The 25313-nt window shown below is 65.3% G+C and carries 25 protein-coding genes; 19 read left to right on the top strand and 6 right to left on the bottom strand.

Features of this window, described 5'->3' with window-relative positions; all coding sequences use genetic code 11:
- The first annotated feature begins 105 nt into the window (after window positions 1–105).
- The 5 genes from A0J57_RS13530 to A0J57_RS13510 all read left to right on the top strand — a co-directional run bounded on the left by A0J57_RS13530 (window position 106) and on the right by A0J57_RS13510 (window position 5211).
- Complete coding sequence (locus tag A0J57_RS13530) at window positions 106–480, top strand: cytochrome c family protein (protein ID WP_025549382.1); 375 nt, start codon at window positions 106–108, stop codon at window positions 478–480.
- A 141-nt stretch (window positions 481–621) separates the two neighbouring features.
- On the top strand, window positions 622–1875 hold the full coding sequence (locus A0J57_RS13525; protein WP_061936298.1) for a CaiB/BaiF CoA-transferase family protein: 1254 nt from the start codon (window positions 622–624) through the stop codon (window positions 1873–1875).
- Window positions 1872–2654 carry an SDR family NAD(P)-dependent oxidoreductase gene (locus A0J57_RS13520; RefSeq protein WP_025549384.1) on the top strand — a complete coding sequence of 261 codons (783 nt, stop codon included), beginning with the start codon at window positions 1872–1874 and terminating at the stop codon, window positions 2652–2654. Before A0J57_RS13525 ends, A0J57_RS13520 begins: the two co-directional genes overlap by 4 nt.
- A gap of 11 nt (window positions 2655–2665) precedes the next feature.
- Window positions 2666–3532 (top strand): enoyl-CoA hydratase, encoded by an 867-nt coding sequence (locus A0J57_RS13515; protein ID WP_061936295.1) that lies wholly within the window; start codon window positions 2666–2668, stop codon window positions 3530–3532.
- Window positions 3529–5211 carry an acyl-CoA dehydrogenase family protein gene (locus tag A0J57_RS13510; RefSeq protein ID WP_061936292.1) on the top strand — a complete coding sequence of 561 codons (1683 nt, stop codon included), beginning with the start codon at window positions 3529–3531 and terminating at the stop codon, window positions 5209–5211. The genes A0J57_RS13515 and A0J57_RS13510 overlap by 4 nt, the downstream gene beginning before the upstream one ends.
- 91 nt (window positions 5212–5302) lie before the next feature.
- Here the strand turns inward: A0J57_RS13510 and A0J57_RS26625 are convergent, their stop codons facing one another.
- From A0J57_RS26625 to A0J57_RS13490, 5 genes are all read right to left on the bottom strand, one after another.
- Complete coding sequence (locus A0J57_RS26625; protein WP_167706572.1) at window positions 5303–5458, bottom strand: hypothetical protein; 156 nt, start codon at window positions 5456–5458, stop codon at window positions 5303–5305.
- A gap of 560 nt (window positions 5459–6018) precedes the next feature.
- The gene (locus A0J57_RS13505; RefSeq protein WP_061936289.1) at window positions 6019–6231 is read right to left on the bottom strand and encodes a DUF2093 domain-containing protein; all 213 of its coding nucleotides are present in this window, start codon (window positions 6229–6231) and stop codon (window positions 6019–6021) included.
- Window positions 6231–7634, bottom strand: coding sequence for a nitronate monooxygenase family protein (locus tag A0J57_RS13500; RefSeq protein WP_025549388.1), 1404 nt, complete (start codon window positions 7632–7634; stop codon window positions 6231–6233). The genes A0J57_RS13505 and A0J57_RS13500 overlap by 1 nt, the downstream gene beginning before the upstream one ends.
- 94 nt (window positions 7635–7728) lie before the next feature.
- A complete protein-coding gene (locus A0J57_RS13495) occupies window positions 7729–8880 on the bottom strand; it encodes a glycosyltransferase family 4 protein (protein WP_061936389.1) in 1152 nt (383 codons plus the stop codon).
- A gap of 15 nt (window positions 8881–8895) precedes the next feature.
- A complete protein-coding gene (locus tag A0J57_RS13490; RefSeq protein ID WP_061936286.1) occupies window positions 8896–9765 on the bottom strand; it encodes an alpha/beta fold hydrolase in 870 nt (289 codons plus the stop codon).
- Window positions 9766–9805: 40 nt separating this feature from the next.
- Here A0J57_RS13490 and A0J57_RS13485 point away from each other — a divergent pair, with 40 nt between their 5' ends.
- The 8 genes from A0J57_RS13485 to A0J57_RS13450 all read left to right on the top strand — a co-directional run bounded on the left by A0J57_RS13485 (window position 9806) and on the right by A0J57_RS13450 (window position 17440).
- Entirely contained in the window at window positions 9806–11200 is a 1395-nt protein-coding gene (locus A0J57_RS13485; protein WP_061936283.1) for a protein adenylyltransferase SelO, read from the top strand.
- 145 nt (window positions 11201–11345) lie between these two features.
- Complete coding sequence (gene astD / locus A0J57_RS13480) at window positions 11346–12779, top strand: succinylglutamate-semialdehyde dehydrogenase (protein WP_025549392.1); 1434 nt, start codon at window positions 11346–11348, stop codon at window positions 12777–12779.
- 127 nt (window positions 12780–12906) lie between these two features.
- Window positions 12907–13695 (top strand): uroporphyrinogen-III C-methyltransferase, encoded by a 789-nt coding sequence (cobA, locus tag A0J57_RS13475; protein ID WP_044661891.1) that lies wholly within the window; start codon window positions 12907–12909, stop codon window positions 13693–13695.
- Entirely contained in the window at window positions 13692–13988 is a 297-nt protein-coding gene (locus A0J57_RS13470; RefSeq protein ID WP_044661890.1) for a DUF2849 domain-containing protein, read from the top strand. The genes cobA and A0J57_RS13470 overlap by 4 nt, the downstream gene beginning before the upstream one ends.
- 3 nt (window positions 13989–13991) lie before the next feature.
- The gene (locus A0J57_RS13465; protein WP_025549395.1) at window positions 13992–15623 is read left to right on the top strand and encodes a nitrite/sulfite reductase; all 1632 of its coding nucleotides are present in this window, start codon (window positions 13992–13994) and stop codon (window positions 15621–15623) included.
- On the top strand, window positions 15616–16056 hold the full coding sequence (locus A0J57_RS13460) for a DUF934 domain-containing protein (RefSeq protein ID WP_044661888.1): 441 nt from the start codon (window positions 15616–15618) through the stop codon (window positions 16054–16056). Before A0J57_RS13465 ends, A0J57_RS13460 begins: the two co-directional genes overlap by 8 nt.
- On the top strand, window positions 16049–16840 hold the full coding sequence (locus A0J57_RS13455; protein WP_044661887.1) for a phosphoadenylyl-sulfate reductase: 792 nt from the start codon (window positions 16049–16051) through the stop codon (window positions 16838–16840). The genes A0J57_RS13460 and A0J57_RS13455 overlap by 8 nt, the downstream gene beginning before the upstream one ends.
- A 204-nt stretch (window positions 16841–17044) precedes the next feature.
- Entirely contained in the window at window positions 17045–17440 is a 396-nt protein-coding gene (locus A0J57_RS13450; RefSeq protein WP_061936279.1) for an MAPEG family protein, read from the top strand.
- A gap of 104 nt (window positions 17441–17544) precedes the next feature.
- Here the strand turns inward: A0J57_RS13450 and A0J57_RS13445 are convergent, their stop codons facing one another.
- On the bottom strand, window positions 17545–19026 hold the full coding sequence (locus A0J57_RS13445; protein ID WP_025549399.1) for a replicative DNA helicase: 1482 nt from the start codon (window positions 19024–19026) through the stop codon (window positions 17545–17547).
- Between the two features lie 122 nt (window positions 19027–19148).
- Here A0J57_RS13445 and A0J57_RS13440 point away from each other — a divergent pair, with 122 nt between their 5' ends.
- The 6 genes from A0J57_RS13440 to A0J57_RS13415 all read left to right on the top strand — a co-directional run bounded on the left by A0J57_RS13440 (window position 19149) and on the right by A0J57_RS13415 (window position 25125).
- The gene (locus A0J57_RS13440) at window positions 19149–19631 is read left to right on the top strand and encodes a UPF0262 family protein (RefSeq protein ID WP_025549400.1); all 483 of its coding nucleotides are present in this window, start codon (window positions 19149–19151) and stop codon (window positions 19629–19631) included.
- 32 nt (window positions 19632–19663) lie between these two features.
- Entirely contained in the window at window positions 19664–20329 is a 666-nt protein-coding gene (locus A0J57_RS13435; protein WP_025549401.1) for a glycoside hydrolase family 25 protein, read from the top strand.
- Window positions 20326–20784 carry a cytidine deaminase gene (locus A0J57_RS13430; protein ID WP_044661885.1) on the top strand — a complete coding sequence of 153 codons (459 nt, stop codon included), beginning with the start codon at window positions 20326–20328 and terminating at the stop codon, window positions 20782–20784. Before A0J57_RS13435 ends, A0J57_RS13430 begins: the two co-directional genes overlap by 4 nt.
- 6 nt (window positions 20785–20790) lie before the next feature.
- The gene (gene dcd, locus A0J57_RS13425; RefSeq protein WP_044661884.1) at window positions 20791–21345 is read left to right on the top strand and encodes a dCTP deaminase; all 555 of its coding nucleotides are present in this window, start codon (window positions 20791–20793) and stop codon (window positions 21343–21345) included.
- 43 nt (window positions 21346–21388) lie between these two features.
- Window positions 21389–22153 (top strand): metallophosphoesterase, encoded by a 765-nt coding sequence (locus tag A0J57_RS13420; RefSeq protein WP_061936276.1) that lies wholly within the window; start codon window positions 21389–21391, stop codon window positions 22151–22153.
- 185 nt (window positions 22154–22338) lie between these two features.
- Complete coding sequence (locus A0J57_RS13415; RefSeq protein ID WP_061936273.1) at window positions 22339–25125, top strand: TonB-dependent siderophore receptor; 2787 nt, start codon at window positions 22339–22341, stop codon at window positions 25123–25125.
- Window positions 25126–25313 lie beyond the last annotated feature (188 nt).

The raw sequence follows: 25313 nt of genomic DNA, 5'->3' as shown, positions 1-25313 counted from the left end.
TTCTTCCGGCCCGATCTTCAATTCCTGTTCAGACTCAGGCTGCTATTTGTTATTTGTGCACACTGGTATAGATTCCAGCCAGTGATGAAGGGAAGAGGATAACTGATGATTTCGAAATTCGTCGCGCTTGCCGCTGCCACGCTGATTGCGAGCCCCGCACTCGCCCAGGCGGGCGACGCCGCCAAGGGCAAGGCGGTTTTCGCCCGCTGCATGGCGTGCCACACTGTCGATCCGGGGGTCAACCGGCTGGGCCCTTCGCTGGCCGGCGTGGTGGGCCGGACGTCCGGCACGGTTCCGGGTTTCGCCTATTCGGCGGCGATGAAGAACGCCAAGATCCGTTGGGACGCAAAGTCGCTCGACGCCTTCCTGGCCAAGCCGACGGCGAAGGTGCCGGGCAGCAAGATGATCTTCGCGGGCCTGCCCAACCCCGCGGATCGCGCCAATCTGATCGCCTATCTCGCCACGGCGGGCAAGAAATGATCTGAAAACTATCCTATAGTGCAAAAATCATTGCGCTAGCCGCCCTGTCCCGCTATCTGTTGAGTCAAGCGATGCAGCAGAACTTCAGGGACAGGAGCGGATGCGATTTTCCGACGACAGGATGATGACGGGAGCGCAGGCATGAACGCCCGCGCTCTCGAAGGGGTGAAGGTGCTGGACCTTTCGCGGGTCCTCGCGGGCCCCTGGTCGACGCAGATCCTGGCCGATTTCGGCGCGGATGTGATCAAGATCGAGCTGCCCGGCCATGGCGACGACACCCGCGCCTGGGGGCCGCCCTATCTGACCGGCGCGGATGGCGAGCCGGAGATCGGCACCAGCGCCTATTATCTGTCCTGCAACCGCAACAAGCGTTCCGCCGCGATCAACCTTGCGACGCCGCAGGGCGCGGACCTCATCCGCAAGCTCGCCGCGCAGGCCGACATAGTGGTCGAGAATTTCAAGGTCGGCGGCCTGAAGAAATACGGCCTCGATTATGAAAGCCTTCGTGGCGTGAACCCTCGCCTCGTCTATTGCTCCATCACCGGCTTCGGCCAGACCGGCCCCTATGCCGATCGCGGCGGCTACGACTTCGTGGCGCAGGGCATGGGCGGCTTCATGAGCATCACGGGGGAAGAGGATGGCGGCCCGCTGCGCGCCGGCGTCGCCATGGCGGACCTGTCGACCGGCATGTTCGCCACCGTCTCCATCCTGATGGCGCTGCGTCATGCCGAACGAACCGGCGAGGGGCAGCAGATCGACGTGTCGCTGCTCGACACCCAGATCGCGATGCTCGCCAATCAGGGCATGAACTGGCTCGTCGGCAATGTGGTGCCGGGGCGTCTGGGCAACCGCCATCCGACCGTCGTGCCCTACAAGACGTTCGAGGTGGCGGACGGGGTGATGATCATCGCCATTGGCAACGACCGGCAGTTCCGCGCCTTCTGCACGGAAATGGGCCATTCGGAACTCGGCACCGATCCGCGTTTCGCCACCAGCGCCCAGCGGCTGATCAACCGCGAGGAAATCGAGGCGAAGGTGCAGGAGATCGTCCGCCCCTTCGCCCGCGACGAACTGATGGCGCGCTTCGTCGCCGCGGGCGTGCCCGCCGGGCCGGTCAATACGATCAGGGACGTGTTCGAAGACCCTTTCATCGAGGCGCGGCAGACCGTCCACCGCTTCCGCCGGGAAGAGGATGGGGTGGAGATTCCGACCGTCGCCTATCCAGGCAAGCTGTCCGCCACGCCCGCCGACTACCGATATTGCCCGCCCCGCGTGGGCGAACATAGCCGCGAGATATTGGGCCAGTGGCTCGGCCTCGACGATGCGGCGCTCGATGCGCTGGCCGCCGAAGGCGCGATCGCCCAGCGCCCTGCCCAGGAGGGAACAGAAGCATGAAACTCGACAACAGCGTTGCCGCCATCGTGACGGGCGGCGCATCCGGGCTGGGCGAAGCGACCGCCCGCGCGCTCGCCGCCAGGGGGGTGAAGGTCGCCCTGTTCGACTTCAACGAGGAGACGGGGAACAGGGTTGCGGCCGAAATCGGCGGCACCTTCTGCAAGGTCGACGTCACCGACGAAGCATCGGTCGATGCGGGATTCGAACAGGCCCGCGCCGCCCATGGGCAGGAACGGATCATCGTCAATTGCGCAGGCACCGGCAATGTCGTCAAGACCGCCTCGCGCGACCGCGAAACCGGCGCGATCAGGGCCTTCCCCACCGACCAGTTCGAGCGGATCGTCCAGATCAACCTGATCGGCACCTTCCGCTGTTGCGCCAAGTCGGCGGCGGGGATGCTGACGCTGGAGCCGCTGGAGGACAATGCGCGGGGCGTGATCATCAACACATCCAGCGCGGCGGCGGTGGACGGCCAGATCGGCCAGGCGGCCTATAGCGCGTCGAAGGGCGGCATCGTCAGCCTCACCCTGCCGATGGCCCGCGACCTGATGGGCGAGGGCATCCGCGTCAACGCGATCCTGCCCGGCATTTTCGACACGCCGCTGATGGCGCGGGCGAGCGACAAGGTGCGCGACGCGCTGTCGGCCACGGTCCCCTTCCCCAAGCGCTTCGGCAAGCCGGAAGAATTTGCCGCCATGGCGTTGGCGATGATCGAGAATGACTATTGGAACGGCGAATATGTGCGGCTGGACGGCGGCCTGCGCATGCCGCCGCGCTGAGGAGAGCGACCATGTCCGAGGAAGTGCAGCCTGAATATGTGACCTACAGGGTCGAGGACGGCGTCGCATGGGTGATGCTGAACCGCCCGCAATATAGCAATGCGCAGAATTACCGGCTGCTTGGGCAGCTCGACGACGCGTTCAAGCGCGCGGTCGAGGATGATGACGTGAAGGTCATCGTGCTGGGCGGCGAAGGCAAGCATTTTTCCGCCGGCCACGACATCGGCACGCCGGAGAAGGACAGCAACATGCCCCGGTTCCGCACGACCCTATGGTGGGATCACCTCAACAAGGGCGGCGCGGAGCGGCAATATGTGCTGGAGCAGGACGGCTATCTCGGCCTCTGCCGCCGCTGGCAGGAAATTCCCAAGCCGATGATCGCCATGGTGCAGGGCGCCTGCATCGCGGGCGGGCTGATGCTGGCCTGGGTCTGCGACCTGATCGTCGCGTCGGAGGACGCCTTCTTCCAGGACCCGGTGCAGCGCATGGCCCAGCCGGGCGTCGAATATTTCGCCCATGCCTTCGAACTGCCGCCGCGCGTCGCCCGCGAACTGCTGCTGCTCGGCCGCCGCATGCCGGCCCAGCGCGCTTATCAGTTCGGCATGGTGAACGAGATTTTCCCGCGCGAGGCGCTGCGTGAGGAAGTCGCGAAGATCGCCGCCGAAATCGCCCAGCATGACCGCTTCGGAATGGCGCTTACCAAGCAGGCGTTCAACTTCGTGGAAGACCTGCGCGGCAAGCGGCAGGCGATGGACGGCGTGTTCCACATGCACCACCTGGCCCATGCGCATAACCAGCTGATGACCGGCAATCTCGTCGGCGGGCTGGACGCCAAGGCGATGGCGACGGCCAACAAGAAACAGGCCGGCGAAGGATGAGCGCGGCGATGGAACTGGAAAAGACGGTGCTGGTCCTTCCCAGCCTTCCCGCGCTGCTTTCGGGCGCGGCGGATGCCGCACAGGCCTTCGTCGCCGCCGTCCAACCGCAGGTGAAGGCGCGCATCGCCAACGACAAGGGACAGGTCGACCGCGTGCTGGCCGATGTGGAGCAGCATGTCGTCCACGGCTTCGGCTGGTTCGCCTCCTATGCGGAGATGATGCGGGAGGTCGCCAACTGGGCCGCCCATCTCGACGCGCAGGGCGCGTTCGGGGAGGTCGAGGCGCTGCTCGCCCAACTCCTCTTCGCGGAATATGGCGCGCAGATGCTGGGCGGCATTTCCATGAACCAGGGCGAGGTGATCCGCGCCACCGACCTGACCGACGACCTGTCGACGCTCGACGCGCCTGCTTTCCGCACCCTTGTCCGTGAGGGCGGCGGGCAGGCGGTGAAATCGGCCATCGCCCGCCACCTCATTGCCCGGCGGGGTCATGCCACGCTGGAAAATTGCGGGCTGGACGAAATGTTCGACATGGTGCGCGAGCAGTTCTTCGCCTTTTCGAACGAGAAGGTCGCGCCCTTCGCCCATGACTGGCATCTGAAGGACGAGTTGATCCCCCTGCCCCTGGTCGAGGAACTGGGCGCAATGGGCGTGTTCGGCATGACCATTCCGGAAGCGTTCGGCGGGCTGGGCATGGGCAAGACCGCCATGTGCGTCGTGTCGGAGGAACTGTCGCGCGGATGGATCGGCGTGGGGTCGCTCGCCACCCGATCCGAAATCGCGGCGGAACTGATCCTGACCGGCGGCACCGACGGGCAGAAGGCCCATTGGCTGCCGCAGATCGCCAATGCATCGATCCTGCCGACCGCCGTCTTCACGGAGCCCGACACCGGTTCGGACCTGGGTTCGCTGCGCACTCGCGCGGCGCTGGCCGATGGCGAATATCGGGTGAACGGCAACAAGACCTGGATCACCCACGCCGCCCGCGCAGACGTGATGACGCTGCTGGTCCGCACCGATCCCGGCACGAAGAATTACAGCGGCCTTTCCATGCTGATCGCGCCCAAGCAGCGCGGCACGGTGGCCGATCCCTTCCCCACGCCGGGCATGAGCGGCGGCGAGATCGAGGTGATCGGCTATCGCGGCATGAAGGAATATGAGATCGGCTTCGACGATTTCCGCGTGCCCGCCCAGAACCTGCTGGGGGGCGTTGAGGGGCAGGGCTTCAAGCAGCTCATGGCGACATTCGAATCCGCGCGAATCCAGACGGCCGCCCGCGCCATCGGCGTGGCGCAGGCCGCGCTCGACATCGGCCTTTCCTATGCGCTCGACCGCAAGCAGTTCGGCCGCCCGATCTTCGACTTCCCCCGTGTCGCCAACAAGCTGGCGATGATGGCGGCGGAGATCATGGGCGCGCGCCAGCTCACCTATTTCGCCGCGCGCCGCAAGGATGAGGGGAAGCGCTGCGACCTGGAGGCCGGCATGGCCAAGCTGATCGGCGCCCGCGTCGCCTGGGCGGCGGCGGACAATGCGTTGCAGATTCATGGCGGCAACGGCTTTGCGACCGAATATCAGGTGAGCCGCCTGCTCGCGGATGCGCGCATCCTGAACATCTTCGAGGGCGCGGGGGAAATCCAGGCGCAGGTGATCGCACGGCGGCTGCTGGACGGCGGGAATTGAGAAGGCGGCTCATGGCGAAAGGCGGCGGGGGGCGTAGACTCCCCTGAACCACGGTCCCGGCGGCCCACCCCCCTTTCGCGAGCGCCTGGGTTTAAAGCCCCAGGCGGCTCCAGAACTCGTCGGGTTTGACCGGCGTCGCGGTTTCGGACGCGCGTTCAGGACGTGTCCAGGAGGAATGGGGGATGTGGATTTGCGGGCTGGAGCCGAAACGGCGTTGCCGGCGGGCACGAGTGGCATTCTGGGTCATCGTCTTCTCCTGTCGAGGAGGAACACGAAACCTTGCGTCGTCGCTTCAGTACCGTGCGCTTTAGCCGTTGGTGACGCGGAGCAAGCTGACATCCTTCAAAAGCCGCGGAGCGTTGCGCTCGGCAATATATCTACTCAATTTGTAGAGAGATGGAAGAAAGCTTTGCTTAAGACGGCGAGACCACAGGTTTCACGATATGGGGGACGCAGAATCCGTCCTGCGGGTGGAAGCGAGCCGTCCGGAACGAGGTGGACGCCCGTCAGAACGCCACATTATAAAGGAACCAGCCCACGATCAGCAGACTCGTCACAACACAGAGGCGATCACCAAAAATGTCGATCCGCGACATCGCTTACATCCTTCCTTGGTCGAGCGATCTCCGTCGCTTCGTTCATGAAGGATAAACCATCAGCGGGGACAAAGGAATAGGATAAGTGCGGCAGGCGGAGACATAAAAGCGCCGGATGGAAAAAGCAGAGCCTTGAACCGCCGTCGTGCAAAAAGGCCCGGGGCCTGGCCGGTCCCGATAAAATTCCAGCAATTCGCCTGAATTCAGGACTTTACCGAAAATCCGCGCCGCGATGCTTCAGGAAGGAACGGGTCGCTTCCTCCGGTCCCCTATAGGCCTCCTGAAACTCCGCGCTCCAATATTTGAGGTCTTCCAGATCGATGCGCGCGCCGGAAACCGCGCAAAGGACGAACTGTCCCGGACGCACGACCTCAAAATGCGGCGTGTCGTAGTGCAGCACCGCCAATCCCTGAATGTCCGCCATCAGTCGCCGGTCAGGATGCGGTCGACAAGTTGCTTCACGGTCGGCACGAACCCGTTCGAATAGAAGGGGTCCTGCTTGAACTTGTAGGCGCCATGGCCCGCGAAGAGCAGATTCTTGTCGAGGTCGCCGCCATGAACGGCCTCCTGCAGCGATTTCTGGATGCAGAAGCTGCGCGGATCGGCCAGGCGGCCGGTCGAATTGGTCTCGCTGTCCATCCAGCTCGAAAAGGCGCACTGGCTGAGGCAGCCCATGCAATCGGTCTGGTCCTTGCGGATTTCGGCCTTTTCCTCCTCCGTCACGAAGACGAGCGTATTGTCCGGCGTCTTGAGCGCGGAGGTGAAGCCCTGCCCCACCCATTCGCGGGCGCGCAGAAGGTCGCCGCGCGTCACCCAGAAATTCTTGCCCTTCACGCCGGCGTCGAGTTGATGCGTATGGTCGCCGGCCTGTTCGGTGCTGAACGGGATCTGCCGTTCCGATCGGGCTTCCAGGGAGCGCAGGAAGGGATTGCGGACGGCCGAACTGTAGAAGCCGGTCGGCGAGAAGCGGTGGAGCAGCACGTCGCCCGGCTCCAGCTGCATCAGCCGTTCCTTCCACGCCTGCGGGATCGGGCTTTCCTGCGTCAGCAGCGGACGGGTGCCGAACTGGAACATGATCGCGCCCAGTTCCGGATTGTCGATCCAGTCGTTCCAGTCCTTGAGCGCCCAGACGCCGCCTGCCATGACGATGGGCACATCGTCGGAAATGCCCCCCTCCCGCATGGTGGCGCGCAGGTCGCGGACGCGGGGATAGGGGTCCTGCGGCACCTTGGGATCTTCGGCGTTGGACAGGCCGTTATGGCCGCCCGCCAGCCACGGGTCCTCATAGACCACCGCCGCCAGCCATTCCGATGCCTTGGAATAGGCGCGCTTCCACAGGGCGCGGAAGGCGCGGCCGGAACTGACGATGGGCAGATAGTTGACGCCGTAGGAGGCGGCGATCTCCGACAGCTTGTAGGGCATGCCCGCGCCGCAGGTCACGCCCGCGACCATTCCCTTCGTCTTTTCCAGGACACCGTGGAGGACGCGCTGCGCACCGCCCATTTCCCAGAGCACGTTGATGTTGATCGCGCCCTTGCCACCGGCGATTTCGAAGGCCCGCTTCACCTGTTCGACCGCGCCGTCTATCGCATAGGCGATCAGTTCTTCATGGCGGTCGCGGCGGGTGCGGCCATGATAGATCTGGGGAATGACGTTGCCGAAGCTGTCATAGCTGTCCGCATTGACCGCCGACACCGTGCCGATGCCGCCGGCCGCCGCCCAGGCGCCGGAACTGGCATGGTTGGAAACGGCTACCCCCTTGCCGCCTTCGACCAATGGCCAGACTTCCCGGCCGCCGTAAACGATGGGCTTCAACCCCTTGAACAACGCAATCTCCCGCGCAAAAATCCCGTGGCCCCCGACCACCTGAACGCCGCCCTATAGCAGCTTTACGGTCGGATGACGAATATTTGGGCGCGCCCTACCGCAAAATATGGGGGCTGGATAGTGCCTGACCGTAAAGGCCGGCATAGGCGTCCACCATGGCGGCTTCGGTGAAATCGCGGCAGGCGCGTTGGCGGTTCGCCTCGCCAAGCCTTTGCCGCAGACCGGGATCGCCGGCCAGCGCGCCGAGCGCCGAGGACAGGGCTGCTTCGTCCGGGACGACGAACGGCCGGTTTTCGGGCGCGACCATGGCAGCGACGTCCCCCACATCGGTCGATGCGACGGGCAGGCCCGCCGCCATCGCCTCCACCAGCGAGATCGGGAACTGCTCGCTGTCGGAAGACAAAGCGAAGATGTCGAACAGGCCCATGAAGCGCCAGGGTTCCGGCAGGAATCCGGCCATGCAGATGTCGGCCAGTCCGTGATCCCTGGCTTCCGCCGCTATGGCGTCGCGTTCCGGCCCCTCCCCCACCACCACCAGTTGCAGCCGGTCGCGATGCGGCGCGACGGCGCGGACGAGGCGGCGGATGTTCTTGACCGGGCGCAGGCCCGCCACCGTCCCCACCAGCAGCTTGCCGGCCGTGCGGTTGAGGGCTGGAATGGCATCCGGCACAGGCGGCAGGGCATAGCGCGCCGTGTCTATGCCGTTGCGGATCAGGTGGACCTTTCGCGGTGGCTGACGCCACACCTCGCGGGCGATGCCGTCGAGCCGGACGGACGGGACGACCAGCGCATGGGCGCGCTGAAGCGCCAGGCGGCGATAGAGGTTGCGCTGCGGCTTGAGGCCGCCCGCCTCATCCGCGTTGAAGCCGTCCTCATGATGGATCAGCGGCGGACCGCCATGGATGCGCCGCGCCATCACCGCATCCATCGCTCCCCAATTATAGCTGAGGATGAGGTCGTAGTCCGACAGGAAGGCCGCAATCGCCCGGAAACGCCTGAGGCCCGGCCTGCCGGCGAGTGGAGGAGGTTGGGGGAAATCGACCGGCGTGGCGGGGTCGATGGCGTCCCGCGCGCTCATCAGTTGGGGCGCGGCGCTGACGATGCTGTGACGGGCGCGGTCGCCCCAAAGGTTCATCAGGCGCACGGCCCGCGCCTCCTTCCCGCCAAGCGAGAAGCTGCCGTGGACATGCAGCAGCCGGGGCGGCCCGTCGATCTGCCGAGGCCGGCCCGCGGCGAAACGCTCAATGCCGCTCAAGCCGCTTCAGCCATTCAGGACCCGCGCCAGCAGCCGGTCGATGGCGGCGACGGATTCAGGCTCGTCGAGAACGGGGGCGTGACCGACATTGGAGATGACCGCGCACTCCGCGCCGGGACCGATGTCCTCCACCATGCGGGCGGCGGTGGCCGCGGAGAGCAGGTCGGAGCGCTCGCCGCGCAGCACCAGCGTCGGAATTCCGCGAAAGGCCTGCATGACCGGCCACATGTCCACGCTCGCCTCGCTGCCCGCGACCCGCAGCGGCTCCGCTATGCGCATGTCATAGTCGAGCACGACGCGCCCCGCGCTGTTGAGGCGGTAGAGGCGCTTGGCCATGGCCAGCCATTGGTCGAGGCCATAGCCGGGATAGACGTCGCCGTTGGATTCCTCCAGCGCGCGGGCGGCGTGCACCCAGCTTGGATGCGACTGGCCCATGCCGACATAGGTGCGGATGCGCGCCAGGCCCGCCTCCTCCAGTGTCGGCCCGACATCGTTGAGCAGCGCTCCGGCCAGCCATTCGCGATGGGTCGCCGCGATCAGCATGGTGATGATGCCGCCCAGCGACGTGCCGATGGCGACGAAGCGGGTGATGGCCATATCCGCCAGCAGGCGGCTGATGTCCTGCAGATAGGTGAGCGGGACATAGGTCATCGGGTCCTTCGCCTGCGCGCTTTCGGCGCGGCCGCGCAAGTCGGGACAGATGAGGCGCCATGGCCCGGCGAGGCGCGCCGCCAGCGGTTCGAAATCGCGGGCGTTGCGGGTCAGACCCGGCAGGCAGAGCAAGGGAGGGCGGCCATCTTCGCCGCCAGCATAATCGCGATAATGGAGCCTCAGCCCATCGGGGGACCACCAGTATCCGTCGCTATAGCTGCTCAAGCTGCTTGATCCTTCCACCCTGCATCCCCCATATCGCCGCATGCGCCCTGCCCTGCAACCCGCCAAATTCAGCCCCGCGAACGAAATCGCCGCGCTGCAGCCCGATTTTGCCGATCCCGTCGCGGCGGCCGACTTTCCCCGGACCATCCTGCGTTTCCGCAATGACCGCTGGGCGAAGGCCGTGGGCCTGAGCGACCTGAGCGATGAGGAATGGCTGGCGCATTTCGGCCGGTTCCAGCCGCTGGAGGGATCGCTGCCCCAGCCACTGGCGCTGCGCTATCATGGGCATCAGTTCCGCGTGTACAATCCCGACATCGGGGACGGCCGCGGTTTCCTGTTCGCGCAGCTTCGGGACGGGGCCGGCCGGTTGCTCGACCTGGGCACCAAGGGTTCGGGCCGGACGCCCTACAGCCGCTTCGGGGACGGCAGGCTGACGCTGAAGGGCGGCGTGCGGGAGATATTGGCGACGGAGATGCTCGAGGCGCTGGGCGTCAACACCTCCAGGACCTTTTCCATCATCGAGACGGGCGAGGCGCTGGAGCGCAACGACGAACCCTCCCCCACCCGCGCGGCGGTGATGGTGCGGCTCAGCCACTCGCATATCCGCATCGGGTCTTTCCAGCGAGCGGCCTATTTCGACGACAGGGCGCTGCTGGAGCGGCTCGTCGACTATGCGCTGACGAAGCTCTACGGCGAGGCGCCGGGCGACAATCCTCCCGCGCAACTGCTGGGCCGGGTCGTGGAGCGAACGGCCGATCTGGCGGCGAGCTACATGGTGGCGGGCTTCGTCCATGGCGTGCTCAACAGCGACAACATCAATGTGACGGGCGAGAGCTTCGACTATGGGCCCTGGCGGTTCACGCCGCTTTGGGAAGCGGGGTTCACCGCCGCCTATTTCGACCATGCCGGGCTCTATGCCTTCGGACGGCAGGCGGAAGCGATCCACTGGGACGTGGCGCAGCTTGCCGTGTCGCTGCGTCCCCTGGTGGAGGCCGAACCGCTGATCGAGCAGCTGGAGCGCTTTCCGGCGCTCTATGCCGAGGCGATGGCGCGGCGCTTCTGCTGGCGGTTGGGGGTGGCGCCGACGGACGACGCCTCCACCATGATCGAAGCGGCGGTGCGCGGCATGATCGCGACGCAAAGGCCGATCGATCGCTTCTTCCAGGACTGGCGCGGCGGCGATCCTCGCGACGGCGCGCCTTATGCCGGCGAGGAATGGGCGGGATTTCGCGAGGCCATTTCCGGGTTCGAGGCGAGCGGGCCCCAGGATCATGCCTATTGGGCCGATCCGGCGCCCTGCTCCATGCATATCGATGAGGTGGAGGCGATCTGGAGCGGGATTGCCGAGCGGGACGATTGGACGCCGCTGCATGCGAAGGTTGCGGCGATCCGGCGCATGGGCGACGCATTGGGCGGCGCCCCTGATGTGCCCTGAATTCTCCTCCGCTGGCGGGGCGGACGGGCTTTCCGTTACGTCGGCTTGCCCTTCCGCTCGCCACGCCCGCTTCCCCCTCCCCGAGGGAGGAGGGAGCCGTTTGCCGCCCCTTCCCTAACGCCCCATTATCCTCCATATCGGTGCCATGTCCGCCACGCTGACTTCGTTCGAACCCGCCACTGGTGCTCTTTTGTGGCAGGGGACTGCCAGCGACGTGGAGGCGGAGGTCGCCCGCGCCTGTGCCGCCTGGCCGAAATGGGCCGCCCAGCCCATCGCCTATCGCATCGAAACGCTGCGCCGCTTCGTCAATGTCGTGCGCGCCAATGAGGAAGCGCTGGCCGACCTGATCGCCCGCGAAACCGGCAAGCCCCTGTGGGATGCGCGGACCGAAGTGACGGCGGTGATGAACAAGGTCGACATTTCCGTCGCCGCCTTTTCCGAACGCACCGGGCAGAGACGGCTTGAAGCGGCGATGGGCGCGCGTCAGTCCGTGCGGCACAAGCCGCATGGCGTCATGGCGGTGCTGGGGCCGTATAATTTCCCGGCGCATCTGCCCAATGGGCATATCGTTCCCGCGTTGCTGGCCGGCAATGCCGTCGTCTTCAAGCCGTCGGAAAAGACTCCGGCCGTGGGCGAGATGCTGGTGCGTTTCTACCATGAGGCGGGCGTGCCGGAGGATGCCGTCCGGCTGGTGCTGGGCGGACCCGACGAGGGCAAGGCGCTGGCCGCCCATCCCGATGTGGGGGGCATTCTCTTCACCGGGTCGGCGCAGACGGGCATCGCGATCAACCGGCAGTTCGCGGCCAATCCCGGCAAGATACTGGCGCTGGAAATGGGCGGGAACAACCCGATCGTCGCCTGGGATACGGCCGACATCGCCAGCGCCGCGACGCTGATCGTCCAGTCGGCCTTCCTGTCGAGCGGGCAGCGCTGCACGGCCGCGAGCCGGCTTATCGTCAGGGAGGAGCTGGCCGACACGCTGGTCGGAGAGGTCAAGAGGCTGGCGGACCGGCTGATCGTCGACCATCCCCATGCGGACCCCGCGCCTTTCATGGGGCCGGTGATCGACAATCAGGCGGCGGATCATCTGACGGAGAGCTTCCTCTATCTGATGAGCAACGGCGGCAAGCCCATCAAGCACATGGTCCGCACGACCAAGGGGCTGCCCTTCGTGACGCCGGCGATCATCGACGTGACCGCCATGGCGGAGCGGCCCGACGTCGAGCTGTTCGGCCCCCTGTTGCAGGTTGTCCGGGTGCCGGATTTCGAATCCGCGATCCGGGAAGCGAACAATACGCGCTATGGCCTTTCCGCCGCGCTGATCGGGGGATCGCCGGAACAATATAACCAGTTCTGGGCCAATATCCGGGCGGGCATCGTCAACTGGAACCGGCCGACCAACGGGGCATCCTCCTCCGCGCCCTTCGGCGGAGTGGGCATTTCCGGCAATCATCGGCCCAGCGCCTATTATGCGGCCGATTATTGCGCCTATCCGGTCGTGTCGGTGGAGATCGAGCAGCCGCGCGCATCCATCGGCATTGGCCTGAAGGACGTCGATACCAGCCTGATGGGCGATTGAGCGGCCGGGTGGTCTGGCAGCGGAGCGACGGGGCGACAGGATCAAATCGATCCTCCCCAAATTTTCCTTCGCCCTGGCCAACGCATTCTGAATTGAAACCGCGGGCTGTTTTCGCCATCTGCCCAACATGGCTGAAACTCCCATTGCCACTGTCACCCTTGTCGGCGCCGGTCCGGGCGACCCGGAACTCCTGACGCTGCGCGCCGCGCGGCTGATCGGCGAGGCCGAGGTGATCGTGCATGACGGGCTGGTTTCCGGCGAGATCCTGGCGCTCGCCTCCCCACAGGCCGAACTGATCTCTGTCGCCAAGCAGCGCAGCCGTCATTCGGTGCCGCAGGACGGGATCAATGCCCTGCTGGTCGAACTGGCGCTCGCCGGGCGCAGGGTCGTGCGGCTGAAGGGCGGCGATCCCTTCATCTTCGGCCGTGGCGGCGAAGAAATGGAAGCCTGCCGCGCCGCCGGGGTGCCGGTGGAGGTCGTGCCGGGGATCAGCGCCGCCATCGGCTGCGCCGCGCAGGCGCAACTGCCCCTCACCCATCGCGACGCGGCAAGCGCGGTCAGCTTCGTGGCGGGGCAATGCAAGGGGCTGACCGATCAGGACTGGTCCGGCCTAGCGGGCGCGGGGCGCACGCTCGTCATCTATATGGGCGTGGCGACGGCGACGGACATCGCCGACAAGCTGATGGCCGACGGCGTGTCGCCGGCCATTCCCGTGGCCGTGCTGGAAAACGGCACGCGCGCCGATATGCGGACGCTGCGCACCCTGCTTGCCGATCTGGGCGAGATGGTCGCGCGGGAGAAGGTGAAAAGCCCTGCCCTGATTGTGGTCGGGGAGGTTGCGGCCTATGCGCTGGCGCAGGATGTGCTGGCCGGCTGGGCCGCGCAGGAGACATTTGGGGCGGAGACTGACAAGTGAAGATTTTGACCGGCAATGACCTCGGCACCGGGGACGTGATCTGGTGGGCGGGCGACGGCTGGTCGCGGCAGGTCGGCGATTCCGTCGACGTGGGCGACAAGGGCGAGGATCTGGCCCGGGCGGAGGAAGCCGCGCTGCGGGTCGTGGGCGCCTATGTGATCGATGCGACCGTGACCGCAGAAGGCGTGCGCCCCGCGCATATCAAGGACCGCATCCGCGCTCTGGGGCCGACGGTGCGCCCCGACCTGACGCTGAAACCGAATGACGCCGATGCCGGCAACTGGGTGATCTGAACCATGTATCGTTACGACAGCTACGACCAGTCCATCGTCGACGCCCGCGTCGAGGAGTTTCGCGACCAGACCCAGCGCCGTCTGGCCGGGCAACTGACGGAGGACCAGTTCAAGCCGCTGCGGCTGATGAACGGCCTCTATCTCCAGTTGCACGCCTATATGCTGCGCGTCGCCATTCCCTATGGCACGCTGAGCGGCCGGCAGATGCGCAAGCTGGGCGAGATCGCGGCGAAATACGACAGGGGCTATGGCCACTTCACCACGCGCCAGAACCTGCAATATAACTGGATCAAGCTGGCCGATGCGCCGGACATCCTTGCCGAACTGGCGACGGTCGAGATGCATGCCATCCAGACCAGCGGCAATTGCATCCGCAATATCTCGTCCGACCAATATGCCGGGGTTTCGGCGGACGAAGTAGCCGACCCGCGTCCCTGGGCGGAACTGTTGCGCCAATGGTCGACCTTCCATCCCGAATTCACCTATCTGCCGCGCAAGTTCAAGATCGCGGTGATCGCGAGCGAGGATGACCGTTCCGCCATGCGCCTGCACGACATCGGCCTGAAGCTGGTGTCGCGCGACGGCCGGACAGGCGCGGAAGTCTATGCCGGCGGCGGCATGGGTCGCACGCCCATGGTTGCGCCGCTTATCAGGGACTTCGTGCCCGAAGATGAGATCGTCTCTTATCTGGAGGCGTGCCTGCGCGTCTATAATCGCTATGGCCGGCGCGACAACAAGTACAAGGCGCGGATCAAGATCCTGGTCCATGAACTGGGCGTCGAGGAATATAAGCGGCAGGTCGAGGAGGAGTTCGCCCATATGCGGACGCTGGGCCTCAACCCGCCGACCGAGGAACTGGACCGCATCCGCGCCTATTTCGCCGGCCCCGCCTATGAAACGGGCCTGGAGGACAGCATCGACCGCAGCGATCCGGCCTTCGCCCTTTGGGTGGACCGTCAGGTCGCGGCGCACAAGCAGCCGGGCTATGCCATCGTCAACATCAGCCTGAAGCCGCGCGGCGGCATTCCGGGCGATGCCTCGGCGGAGCAGATCGCGCTGGTTGCGGACCTGGCCGAACAATATTCGCTCGACGAGCTGCGCGTCACCCATGCGCAGAACCTGGTCCTGCCGCATGTGAAGAAGGCGGACCTCCACGCCATCTGGCAGAAGCTGGACGAAGCTGGCCTTGCCGAGGCCAATCTGGACCTGATCACCGACATCATCGCCTGTCCGGGCCTGGATTATTGCAGCCTCGCCAATGCCCGCTCCATCCCGCTGGCGCAGAAGCTGTCGGAACGGTTCGCCGCGGCCGACCGGCAGAAGGAACTGGGCGAGCTGAAGGTCAAGATTTCCGGCTGCATCAATGCCTGCGGCCATCATCATGCCGGCCATATCGGCGTGCTGGGCGTGGACCGGAAGGGCGTGGAGAATTTCCAGCTTTCGCTCGGCGGGTCAGGCGCGGAGGATGCGAGCGTCGGACAGATCACCGGCCCTGGCTTTTCGGAGGACGGCGTGGTCGACGCGATCGAGAAGGTCACCAACCTCTATCTCGAACAGCGGGAGGAAGGCGAACGCTTCCTCGACACCTATCGCCGTCTTGGCATGAAGCCCTTCAAGGAGGCGATCTATGGTTGAGTTCCTGTCCTTCCGCGAAGGCGAAACCGGCCAGGAACCGGCGGTCACGGTCGAATCCTTCACCGGCCAGTCCAATTCGACCGCCGTCCGGATCGAAGCGGGCGAGGATGCCCGCGAGTTGCTGCCCCATCTGGACAGGCTGTCGCTGGTGGAGGTGAACTTCCCGGCTTTCGGCGACGGACGCGGCTATTCGGCGGCGCGGATATTGCGCGAGGCCGGCTATCAGGGCGAACTGCGCGCCGTGGGCGATGTGCTGGTGGACCAGATCGTCGCGATGCGCCGCTGCGGCTTCGACAGCTTCCGGCCCGACAAGGCGCTGGACGATGCCGCCGTGGAGCGCGCGCTCCATCGTTATGACGACGTCTATCAGAAGACGATCGATGGCCGCCGCCCCATCTGGGCGAAACGGCACCCGGAGACTGTAAATGGCTGAACCTGCCCGCCAGCTCGACGTGATCGACGCCCGCCCCGCCTTTACCCAGGCGGATGCGGATGCGCTCAACGCGCGCTTCGAGGGCGTCGACACGCTGTCGATGCTCAAGACCGTCTTTGCCGAGGGGCTGGCGGGCAATGTCGCCGTCGTCTCCTCCTTCGGTACGGAAAGCGCGGTGCTGCTGTCGCTGGTGGCCAAGGCGGACAGAACCGTGCCGGTGATCTTCGTCGACACGCTCAAGATGTTCCGCGAGACGCTGGATTATCGCGAAACGCTGATCAGCACGCTGGGCTTTACCGACAGCCGCGCCGTCACGCCCCATGCCGAAGTGCTGGCGGCGAAGGACGAGACCGGGCTGCGCTGGTCCTACGATCCCGACGGCTGCTGCGAAATCCGCAAGGTCGAGCCGATGAACCGCGCCAAGGATGGACTGGATGCGTGGATTTCCGGACGCAAGGCGTTCCAGTCGGTGACGCGGCAGAACCTGCCCCGTTTCGAGGTCGAGGACGGCCGGCTGAAGATCAACCCGCTGGGCGACTGGACGAAGGACGATCTGGAGGCCTGGTTCGAGGCGGAGAAGCTGCCGCGCCATCCGCTGGAGGCGCAGGGCTATCTGTCCATCGGTTGCGAACCGTGCACGTCCAAGGTGCTGCCGGGCGAAGATCCCCGCGCCGGGCGCTGGCGCGGGTGGGACAAGGTCGAGTGCGGCATTCACTCGCCGGTGACGCCGATCCCCTCCCCCGCGGCCGATCCGGACGATCCGGCCAACCAGCCGGTGTTCTGACCGAAAAGGCGGTTGCGTCGAGAATATCCCGACTCGTGGGAATATTGCGCTCTTCCGAATCCTCCCGTTGCGAAAAGAGGGCCTATGGCCCCGATGATGGGCGCCGGCAGCCAATCCGCCGCCTGCGGCAATCGAGACTTATGGCGCGGACCATGCGGGCGCGATATGGTCGGCGGTCATGACAGACTGAGCGGAGGACGAGATATGGCCGTCGAGCTGAAGATATTGGCGTGGAGTTGCGTGCTGCTGCTGGTCCACATCTTCGCGGCGGCGCATATCAAGACGCGACAATATGGCACCAAATGGAACATGAGCGCGCGGGATGAGGAATTGCCGCCGCTCGATCCCGTCGGCGGGCGGCTGGTGCGGGCGCAGGCGAATTTCCTCGAAACCTATCCGATCGCGATCATCGTGCTTCTGGGCGTGGTGATCGCGGGGAAAACCAGCGGAACGACAGCCCTTGGCGGGTGGCTCTGGCTGGGGGCGCGGGCGGTTTACCTGCCGCTGTACGGCATGGGCATTCCCATGGTGCGAACCATTGTCTATCTCGTCAGCCTGGTGGGGCTGGCGCTGGTGTTCCAGGCTTTTGTTTCGGGCTAGGATGTGTGGGGATGCAGCCAATGGCAGGCTGCAAATGGCGGTTTTCCGAGATTCCGGCGGTCACATATTTTTAGCACGCTGCGGCTTGTGAAAGACCCCTGGTTCTATTCGTAATCCTCCAGATAGCTGCCCTCCGCCAGGTCGGAGAAGCGGGTGATCTTCGCGTCGAACTTCATGCGGATGCGCCCGGTCGAACCATGGCGCTGCTTGGCCACGATCACCTCGGCCAGGCCGTAGATGCGCTCCATTTCCTGCGCCCATTCCAGATGTTCGGGGCTTTCCTTGTTCCCCGGCTCCTTCGCGGCGACATAATAATCCTCGCGGAAGACGAACCAGACCATGTCCGCGTCCTGTTCGATGGAGCCCGATTCACGAAGGTCCGATAGCTGGGGCCGCTTGTCCTCGCGCTGTTCGACGGCGCGGCTGAGCTGGGACAAGGCCAGAACCGGGCAGTTAAGTTCCTTCGCCAAGGTCTTCAGACCACGGGAAATTTCCGAAATCTCGTTGACGCGATTGTCGCCCTTTCCGGTGCCCTGGAGCAGTTGGAGATAGTCGACCACGACGAAACCAATGTCATGCCGCCGCTTCAACCGGCGGGCGCGGGTGCGCAGCGCGGCGATGGTCAGGCCCGGCGTGTCGTCGATGAACAGCGGCAGTTCCTGCAATTCCCGCGCCGCACGGGAGAGGTTCTGGAAATCGGCGCGGCTGATCTTGCCCATGCGCAGCGCTTCCCCGCTGATGCCCGACTGTTCGGCCAGAACGCGGGTGGCGAGCTGGTCGGCGGACATTTCCAGGCTGAAGAAAGCGGTCTTCGCGCCCATATTCTTTTCCGGCGGAATGCCGTCGGCATTGTCGCGCAGCCAGCGCGAAGCGGCATTATAGGCGATGTTGGTTGCCAGCGACGTCTTGCCCATGCCCGGACGACCCGCGAGGATCATGAGGTCCGAATTGTGCATGCCGCCGATCTTTTCGTTCAGGCTGTTGATGCCGGTGGTGATGCCCGAAACATGCCCGCCGCTGTTGAGCGCGCGCTCCGCGATCTGGACCGCCATGGTGGTGGCCGTGGCGAAGCTCTTGACCGACCCGGTCTCCCCCTCCCCCTCCGACACCTTGTAAAGCGCGACCTCGGCCTGCTCGATCTGTTCGCGGGGGTTTACGTCCTCGCTGGTATCCAGAGCGTTTTCAACGAGTTCGCGGCCGACATGGACAAGCTGCCGCAGCAAGGCAAGGTCGTAGATCTGCGTGGCGAAGTCGCGGGCGCCCAGCAGCGCCGCGCCATTGCCCGTCAGTTGCGCCAGATAGCCGACGCCGCCCAGTTCCTTGAGCGCCGGGTCCTGCTCCAGCATCGGTTTCAGCGTCACCGGGTTGGCGACCATGTCGCGCTCGACCAGCTTCATCACGGATTCGTAGATGCGGCCGTGCAGGGGCTCGAAGAAATGCTCCGGCTTGAGCTTGAGCTGCACATCCTCGGCAATGCGGTTGTCGATCATCAGCGCGCCCAGCAGGGCGGCCTCCGCCTCCACATTGCGGGGGAGTTCGGTGATGCCGGCTTCTGCGGCGGGGGTGATTTGCACGAGTTCGACCATTGTCCCCTCATCGCGCCGAGCAACCGCCCTTGCAAGGCGGAACGTTGAAAGCATTCGGAAAAGCTGTGGACAAGAGTCCCCCTTGCTTTTCGGCGCGTGTCGCCGCACTGACCATAGCGTCCATGGCCGATCCGCGCATCATCGATATCACGCTCGACGAGCGGACGATCCTCTGGCGCAATGCCGATGTGGAGCAGGAACGGCGCATCGCCATCTTCGACCTGCTGGAGGACAATTATTTCGAGCCGCAGCGCAGCCATGAGGACGGCTATGCCGGCCCCTACAAGGTGCACCTGCGTGTCGAGGAAGGCCGGCTGGTCATAGAGATACGTCGGGAAAATGGCGATCCGCTGGAGGCGATCATCCTGAGCCTGGGCCGGTTCCGCCGCCCGATCCGGGACTATTTCGCGATCTGCGACAGCTATTACCAGGCGATCAGCAACGCATCGCCGCAGCAGATCGAAACGGTGGACATGGCACGCCGGGGCATCCACAATGCCGCCGCCGAGACGCTGATCGAGCGGCTGGACGGCAAGATCAAGGTCGATTTCGATACGGCCCGTCGCCTGTTCACGCTGATCTGCGTCCTGCACATCAAGGGGTAAGGGGCATCCGTATCATCAGTGCCGGCCATTTCATGGCCCGTTTTTGCTTGTTTCTTGCCGTCCTGGGCCTGATGGCCCTGGGCGGATGGCTCTATGCGCGCGAATGGGCGCCGGATCGGGAGGCGTTTCCGACCCAGGGCGTGTCGGTATCGTCGGACAATGGCTCCATCGACTGGGGCACGCTGGCGGCGCAGGGGGCGGATTTCGCCTATATCCGCGCCTCGCGCGGCGGGCGCTTGCGCGATCCGGCCTTCGAGGCGAACTGGGCAGGCGCGCGGGCGGCGGGGCTGCGCTATGGCGCGGCGCTGGATTTCAGCCTGTGCGCCAGGGCTTCGGAACAGGCGACAGGCTTCATGACCATGGTTCCGCGGGACAATGCCGCGCTGCCGCCAGTGATCAGGCTGGCGTTCGAGCCGGGCTGCCGGGCGCGGCCGGGACAGGACGCGGTGCTGTCGGAACTGAATACGCTGATCAACCTGATCGAGAGTCATGCGGGCACGCCGGTCCTGCTCAACGTCAGCGACGATTTCGACGCGCAATATGCCATTGCATCGGGGATCAACCGGACCTTATGGCTGGACCGCAATTTCTTCGCGCCCGATCGCGAGAAGCGCAAATGGGTGATGTGGACAGCCAATGATATGCGGCATATCGACGGCATCGACGGACCGGTGCGATGGGATGTGATGGCGCGATGAATGCGACGGAAAAGCTGATCGGGGCGGCGCGGACGGCGATGCGCCATGCGCATGCGCCCTATAGCCGCTTCGCCGTGGGCGCGGCGGTGCGGCTGACGGACGGGCAGATCGTGACCGGCTGCAATTTCGAGAATGCGAGCTACGGCCTGTCGCTCTGCGCCGAAACGGTGGCGCTGGCGGCGGCCAACGCGCAGGGCCGCCTTGCCGATGTGGAGGCGATCGCGGTCGTGGGCGGCGCCATGGGGCCGGACGGCTCCGTATCGGGAGACGCCATCGTCACCCCCTGCGGCCGGTGCCGCCAGATCATGAACGAAGCCGAGCAGATGGCCGGGCGCACGCTTGCCATTTACTGCGCGGCGCCGGAAGGAGACGCGCTGGCCGAACATCGCGTCGCCGAACTCCTGCCCCATGCCTTCGGCCCCGCCGATTTGGGCATCACCCCCAGAAAGAGCTGAACAGCCATGTCGATATTGTCGGATAAGTGGATTCGCGAACAGGCCCGGACCAGCGGCATGATCGAGCCGTTCGTGGAAAGCCAGCGGCGCGACGGCTGCATCAGCTATGGCCTCTCCTCCTACGGCTATGACGCGCGGGTGGCGGACGAATTCAAGATCTTCACCAATGTCGACAGCGCCGTGGTCGACCCCAAGGATTTCGCCGCCAACAGCTTCGTCGACCGCAAGACCGATGTCTGCATCATCCCGCCCAACAGCTTCGCGCTGGCGCGGACGGTCGAATATTTCCGCGTGCCCCGCGACGTGCTGGTGATCTGCCTTGGCAAGTCCACCTATGCGCGTTGCGGCATCATCGTCAACGTGACGCCGCTGGAGCCAGGCTGGGAAGGGCATGTGACGCTGGAATTTTCCAACACCACGCCGCTGCCCGCCAAGATTTACGCCAATGAGGGCGCGTGCCAGTTCCTGTTCCTTAAGGGCAACGAACCGTGCGAGACCAGCTATGCCGACCGCGCGGGCAAATATATGGGGCAGCAGGGCGTCACATTGCCGCGCCTGTAACGCTGTGCGACAGTGGCGGCATGATGTGTGAGGCAAGCCCGCCATGCTGATGCCGTTCCGCAGGCGGAAGGCGCGGGACGATGCGCCCTCCCCCAGCGTGGGCGGTGACAGGCGCGTCTATGCCATAGGCGACATTCACGGCCGCGACGACCTTTTCGCCCAATTGCTGGACCGGATCGCTCTGGACGAGGCGGAGCGCGATCCCCTGCCCCGGCTGCTGGTCCTGCTGGGCGATCTGGTCGACCGGGGCCCGCAGTCGCGGCAGGTGGTGGAACGGGCGATGGGCCTGGCGCGCTCGACCGGCGACATCCGCTTCCTCAAGGGCAACCATGAGGAGATGTTCATCGCAGCCGCCCGCGGAAAGGCGCAGGCGGCGCGCCTCTTCCGCCGATATGGCGGGGTGGAGACGCTGGCCAGCTACGGCCTGGGGGCGGAGGACAGCGCGCTTATGAGCGACGAGGCGATGGCGCGGTGGATGCTGGCCCATGTCCCCCGCGATCATGTCGATTTCCTGGACGACTTTGCCGATATGCTGCCGCTTGGCGACTATCTCTTCGTCCATGCGGGGGTGCGGCCTCGCGTCGCGCTCGATGCCCAGATTCCTGCCGATCTGCGATGGATCAGGGGCGATTTCCTGAACCATGGGCGACATTTCGGCAAGATGATCGTCCATGGCCACAGCATCAGCGAGGATGTGGATATGCAGCCCAACAGGATCGGCATAGACACCGGCGCTTTCCGCAGCGGCCGGTTGACCGCGATCGGGTTGGAAAAGGACCGGCGCTGGTTTCTGCAGACCAGCGCCTGATCCGGGCTAAGCGCCATTTGTAATATTATGATAAGATAATCTCATTTCCCGCTGATTTCCCGATCCTTTATCGGTCGCATCCGATCGTTCCTGTCCGCCGCTCCGGAATAGATGGCGGGTCGGGACCTTTTCTTCGTTGGAAGATGTCGGAACGGCAAAAGCCGTCTGCAACAGGGGAACAATCGATGCGCATTCGCCATGCACTGGCGGGGTTCGCCCTCGCCACATGCCTTGTTTTGCCCACGGAGCTGATGGCCTCCTCGAAAATGGACGCCACCCTGTCGCAGCGGCACAAGTTCGACATCGCCCCGCAGCCGCTGAGCAGCGCCCTGCGCCAGCTTTCGACCCAGTCGGGCGTGCGCATCCTCTTCCCCTATGACGAGGTCGCGTCGATCCGCAGCCGGCGCGTGCAGGGCTGGCTGTCGACCGAAGACGCGCTGGAACGGCTGCTGGCCGGAACCGCGCTCAAGCATAGCGAGGCGGGCGTCGGCGTCATCGCCCTCGCCGTGCCGGCCAACCGCACCGTCGCCCATCGCAGTCCGCTGGCGGTCCAGCTTGCGCAGGTCGGCGTGGCGGGGGCGTCGGCGGCCCCGGTCGCCATGGCGCCCGCCGATGGGGACGACGCCTCGGCCCCGATCATCGTCACGGGAACCCGCCAGACCACGCGCACCGTCGCGGAGAGCCTGGCGCCCATCGACGTGCTGAGCGCCCGGGACCTGGAGGCGAGCGGCAAGCAATCGGTGCGCGACCTGCTGGGCACGCTGGTGCCGTCGATCAACGTGTCGAACAGCGGCGCGGGCGCCAGCTTCGCCGTCAAGACGCTGTCGCTGCGCGGCCTTGCGGGCGACCAGTTGCTGGTGCTGGTGAACGGCAAGCGGCGCCACAATACGGCGACCCTGTTCATCAACGGCACGACCCAGAACGGCCAGTCGCCGCCCGACCTGGACCTTATCCCCTCCTCCGCCATCGAGCGGATCGAGGTGCTGCGCGACGGCGCGTCGGCGCAATATGGGTCCGACGCGATCGCAGGCGTGGTCAACATCCTGCTGAAGAGCGATGCCAGCGGCAGCGCGTCCTTCCTGGGCGGGGCCACGGCGGACGGCGGCGGCGAACAGGGCCGGTTCCAGATCAGCAAGGGCTTCGGCATCGGGGACGGTGGCCATGTCCATTTCACGCTGGACGCCTTCCTTCAGGGCCGCACCTATCGCAGCGCGCCCAATCCGGGCCAGTTCTATGCGCGGGTGGGCCAGCTCTATTCATCGGCCACGGGTGCGCTCGACCCGCGTGAGGCGACCGTCGACCGCGACGTGAACCGGGGCGGCCAGCCGCAGGTGTCGGGCATCAACTTCGCCTATGACCTGTCGCTGCCGGTGAGCGATCAGGTCGAACTTTACCTGTTCGGCACGGCGTCGCGCCGGCATAGCGACGCCTGGCTGACCTATCGCTTCCCCGACGCGCCGAACAACATCCCCGAACTGTTCCCCAATGGCTACAGCCCGCATCTCCACATCTATGACGAGGACTTCCAGACTGCGGCGGGGCTGCGCGGCGACCTGTCCGACACATTCCATTACGATCTGTCCAGCAGCTTTTCCCGCAACTGGGTGAAATATCGGGAAAGCTCGGTCATCAACGCCTCGCTCGGTCCGGCCAGCCCGACCGACATGTATATCGGCGCCGTCACGTCGAAGGAGTGGACCACCAATCTCGACCTTCAGAAGACGGTCGATCTGGGGCTGGCCGAACCGTTGCTGGTGGCGCTGGGCGCGGAATATCGCTGGAACGGCTATGCCATCGGTGCGGGCGACCCCGTTTCCTATATCGACGGCGGATACCGGTCGACCACCGGCCCCAATGCCGGTGTGCTGCGGACATCCGGGTCGCAGGGGGTGACGGGTTTCCCCCTCTCCTCCGCCGGGAAATGGAGCCGCGACAATTGGAGCGCCTATCTGAACCTGGAACAGCAGGTCGTGGAGGGGTTCGAGGTCGCGCTGGCCGGGCGGCATGAGGATTATTCCGACTTCGGCACCACCGACACCGGCAAGGCGTCGGTGCGGATCGAGCCGGTGCGCGGCCTGGCGCTGCGCGGCACGGCCAGCACCGGCTTCCGCGCGCCGACCCTGCAACAGCAGCATTATTCCTCCGCCAGCACGATCAATGTCGGCGGCGTGTTGCTGCCCGTATCCGCGCTGCCGGTCGATTCCGCCGCGGCCGTCGCGCTTGGCGCCACGGCGCTGAAGCCGGAAAAGTCCAGAAACCTTTCGGCCGGCATCGTCCTCACGCCAACACCGCGCCTCAACATCACGGTCGACGCCTATCAGATCAAGATCAGGGACCGCATCCTGCTGTCCGAAACCCTGCAGGACCCGCTCGTGCGCAGCGTGTTGGCGGCGGCGGGCATCACATCCTCGGCGGGCGGCTTCTACTTCTCAAACGCCGCCGACACCCGCACGCGGGGACTGGACGTGGTCAGCACCTGGCGGGCGGGCCTGGGCGACTGGGGCAATGCGCTGTTCAGCCTGTCGGCCAATTTCAACAAGACCGTCTTCACCCATGTCGATGCCGTGCCGCCGGTACTGGCCAATTCCCAGCTGGTGCTGATCGGCCGGTCGAAACAGGGCGACTTCACCAAGGGCACGCCGCGCGACAAGTTCATCGCCAACATCCTCTGGACCAAGGGGCCTGCCAGCCTGAACCTGCGCGCCACGCGCTACGGCAAGGTGACGATGGTCCATCCGACCACGCCTTCCCTGGATGCGGAAATCGATCCCAAGGTCATCTTCGACCTGGAACTGGGGATGGAACTGCGCAAGGGCATCAAACTGACGGCGGGGGCGAACAATCTGTTCAACAGCTATCCCGACAAGCTGCCCACTTTGCTACAGGGCAACGGCTTTTCCCTTTACAACCAATATTCGCCCTATGGGACCAGCGGCGGATTTTATTATGGGCGGTTGAATTTCGAGTTTTGAGCGAAGCGGCCATGGGGATGCGTTAGCCTGTTCTTGCTGTGCCATTGGGGCCGGCTTTGGCCCTTTTAAGACCTTCCTCCTCCCTTGAGGAAGAAGGACAGGAAGCCTTGGGGGCGAAGGGGGCTGAGTTGATTGGCAAGGGGAAAGCGGGCCTGCTGCCCGCGCGATCCCCTGGATCGCGCCCCCCT

Source organism: Sphingobium sp. 22B (assembly GCF_001580035.1).
GTDB lineage: Bacteria > Pseudomonadota > Alphaproteobacteria > Sphingomonadales > Sphingomonadaceae > Sphingobium > Sphingobium fuliginis.
Note: the sequence above shows the minus strand (reverse complement) of the source record. Positions and strands in the feature narration are given on the sequence as shown.

Excerpts from the sequence above, each read along its gene's own strand:
- A0J57_RS13530 (WP_025549382.1), top strand. The coding sequence starts at position 106 with ATGATTTCGAAATTCGTCGCGCTTGCCGCTGCCACGCTGATTGCGAGC.
- A0J57_RS13525 (WP_061936298.1), top strand. The coding sequence starts at position 622 with ATGAACGCCCGCGCTCTCGAAGGGGTGAAGGTGCTGGACCTTTCGCGG.
- A0J57_RS13520 (WP_025549384.1), top strand. The coding sequence starts at position 1,872 with ATGAAACTCGACAACAGCGTTGCCGCCATCGTGACGGGCGGCGCATCC.
- A0J57_RS13515 (WP_061936295.1), top strand. The coding sequence starts at position 2,666 with ATGTCCGAGGAAGTGCAGCCTGAATATGTGACCTACAGGGTCGAGGAC.
- A0J57_RS13510 (WP_061936292.1), top strand. The coding sequence starts at position 3,529 with ATGAGCGCGGCGATGGAACTGGAAAAGACGGTGCTGGTCCTTCCCAGC.
- A0J57_RS26625 (WP_167706572.1), bottom strand. The coding sequence starts at position 5,458 with ATGACCCAGAATGCCACTCGTGCCCGCCGGCAACGCCGTTTCGGCTCC.
- A0J57_RS13505 (WP_061936289.1), bottom strand. The coding sequence starts at position 6,231 with ATGGCGGACATTCAGGGATTGGCGGTGCTGCACTACGACACGCCGCAT.
- A0J57_RS13485 (WP_061936283.1), top strand. The coding sequence starts at position 9,806 with ATGCGCCCTGCCCTGCAACCCGCCAAATTCAGCCCCGCGAACGAAATC.
- astD (WP_025549392.1), top strand. The coding sequence starts at position 11,346 with ATGTCCGCCACGCTGACTTCGTTCGAACCCGCCACTGGTGCTCTTTTG.
- cobA (WP_044661891.1), top strand. The coding sequence starts at position 12,907 with ATGGCTGAAACTCCCATTGCCACTGTCACCCTTGTCGGCGCCGGTCCG.
- A0J57_RS13465 (WP_025549395.1), top strand. The coding sequence starts at position 13,992 with ATGTATCGTTACGACAGCTACGACCAGTCCATCGTCGACGCCCGCGTC.
- A0J57_RS13460 (WP_044661888.1), top strand. The coding sequence starts at position 15,616 with ATGGTTGAGTTCCTGTCCTTCCGCGAAGGCGAAACCGGCCAGGAACCG.
- A0J57_RS13455 (WP_044661887.1), top strand. The coding sequence starts at position 16,049 with ATGGCTGAACCTGCCCGCCAGCTCGACGTGATCGACGCCCGCCCCGCC.
- A0J57_RS13450 (WP_061936279.1), top strand. The coding sequence starts at position 17,045 with ATGGCCGTCGAGCTGAAGATATTGGCGTGGAGTTGCGTGCTGCTGCTG.
- A0J57_RS13445 (WP_025549399.1), bottom strand. The coding sequence starts at position 19,026 with ATGGTCGAACTCGTGCAAATCACCCCCGCCGCAGAAGCCGGCATCACC.
- A0J57_RS13440 (WP_025549400.1), top strand. The coding sequence starts at position 19,149 with ATGGCCGATCCGCGCATCATCGATATCACGCTCGACGAGCGGACGATC.
- A0J57_RS13435 (WP_025549401.1), top strand. The coding sequence starts at position 19,664 with ATGGCCCGTTTTTGCTTGTTTCTTGCCGTCCTGGGCCTGATGGCCCTG.
- A0J57_RS13430 (WP_044661885.1), top strand. The coding sequence starts at position 20,326 with ATGAATGCGACGGAAAAGCTGATCGGGGCGGCGCGGACGGCGATGCGC.
- dcd (WP_044661884.1), top strand. The coding sequence starts at position 20,791 with ATGTCGATATTGTCGGATAAGTGGATTCGCGAACAGGCCCGGACCAGC.
- A0J57_RS13420 (WP_061936276.1), top strand. The coding sequence starts at position 21,389 with ATGCTGATGCCGTTCCGCAGGCGGAAGGCGCGGGACGATGCGCCCTCC.
- A0J57_RS13415 (WP_061936273.1), top strand. The coding sequence starts at position 22,339 with ATGCGCATTCGCCATGCACTGGCGGGGTTCGCCCTCGCCACATGCCTT.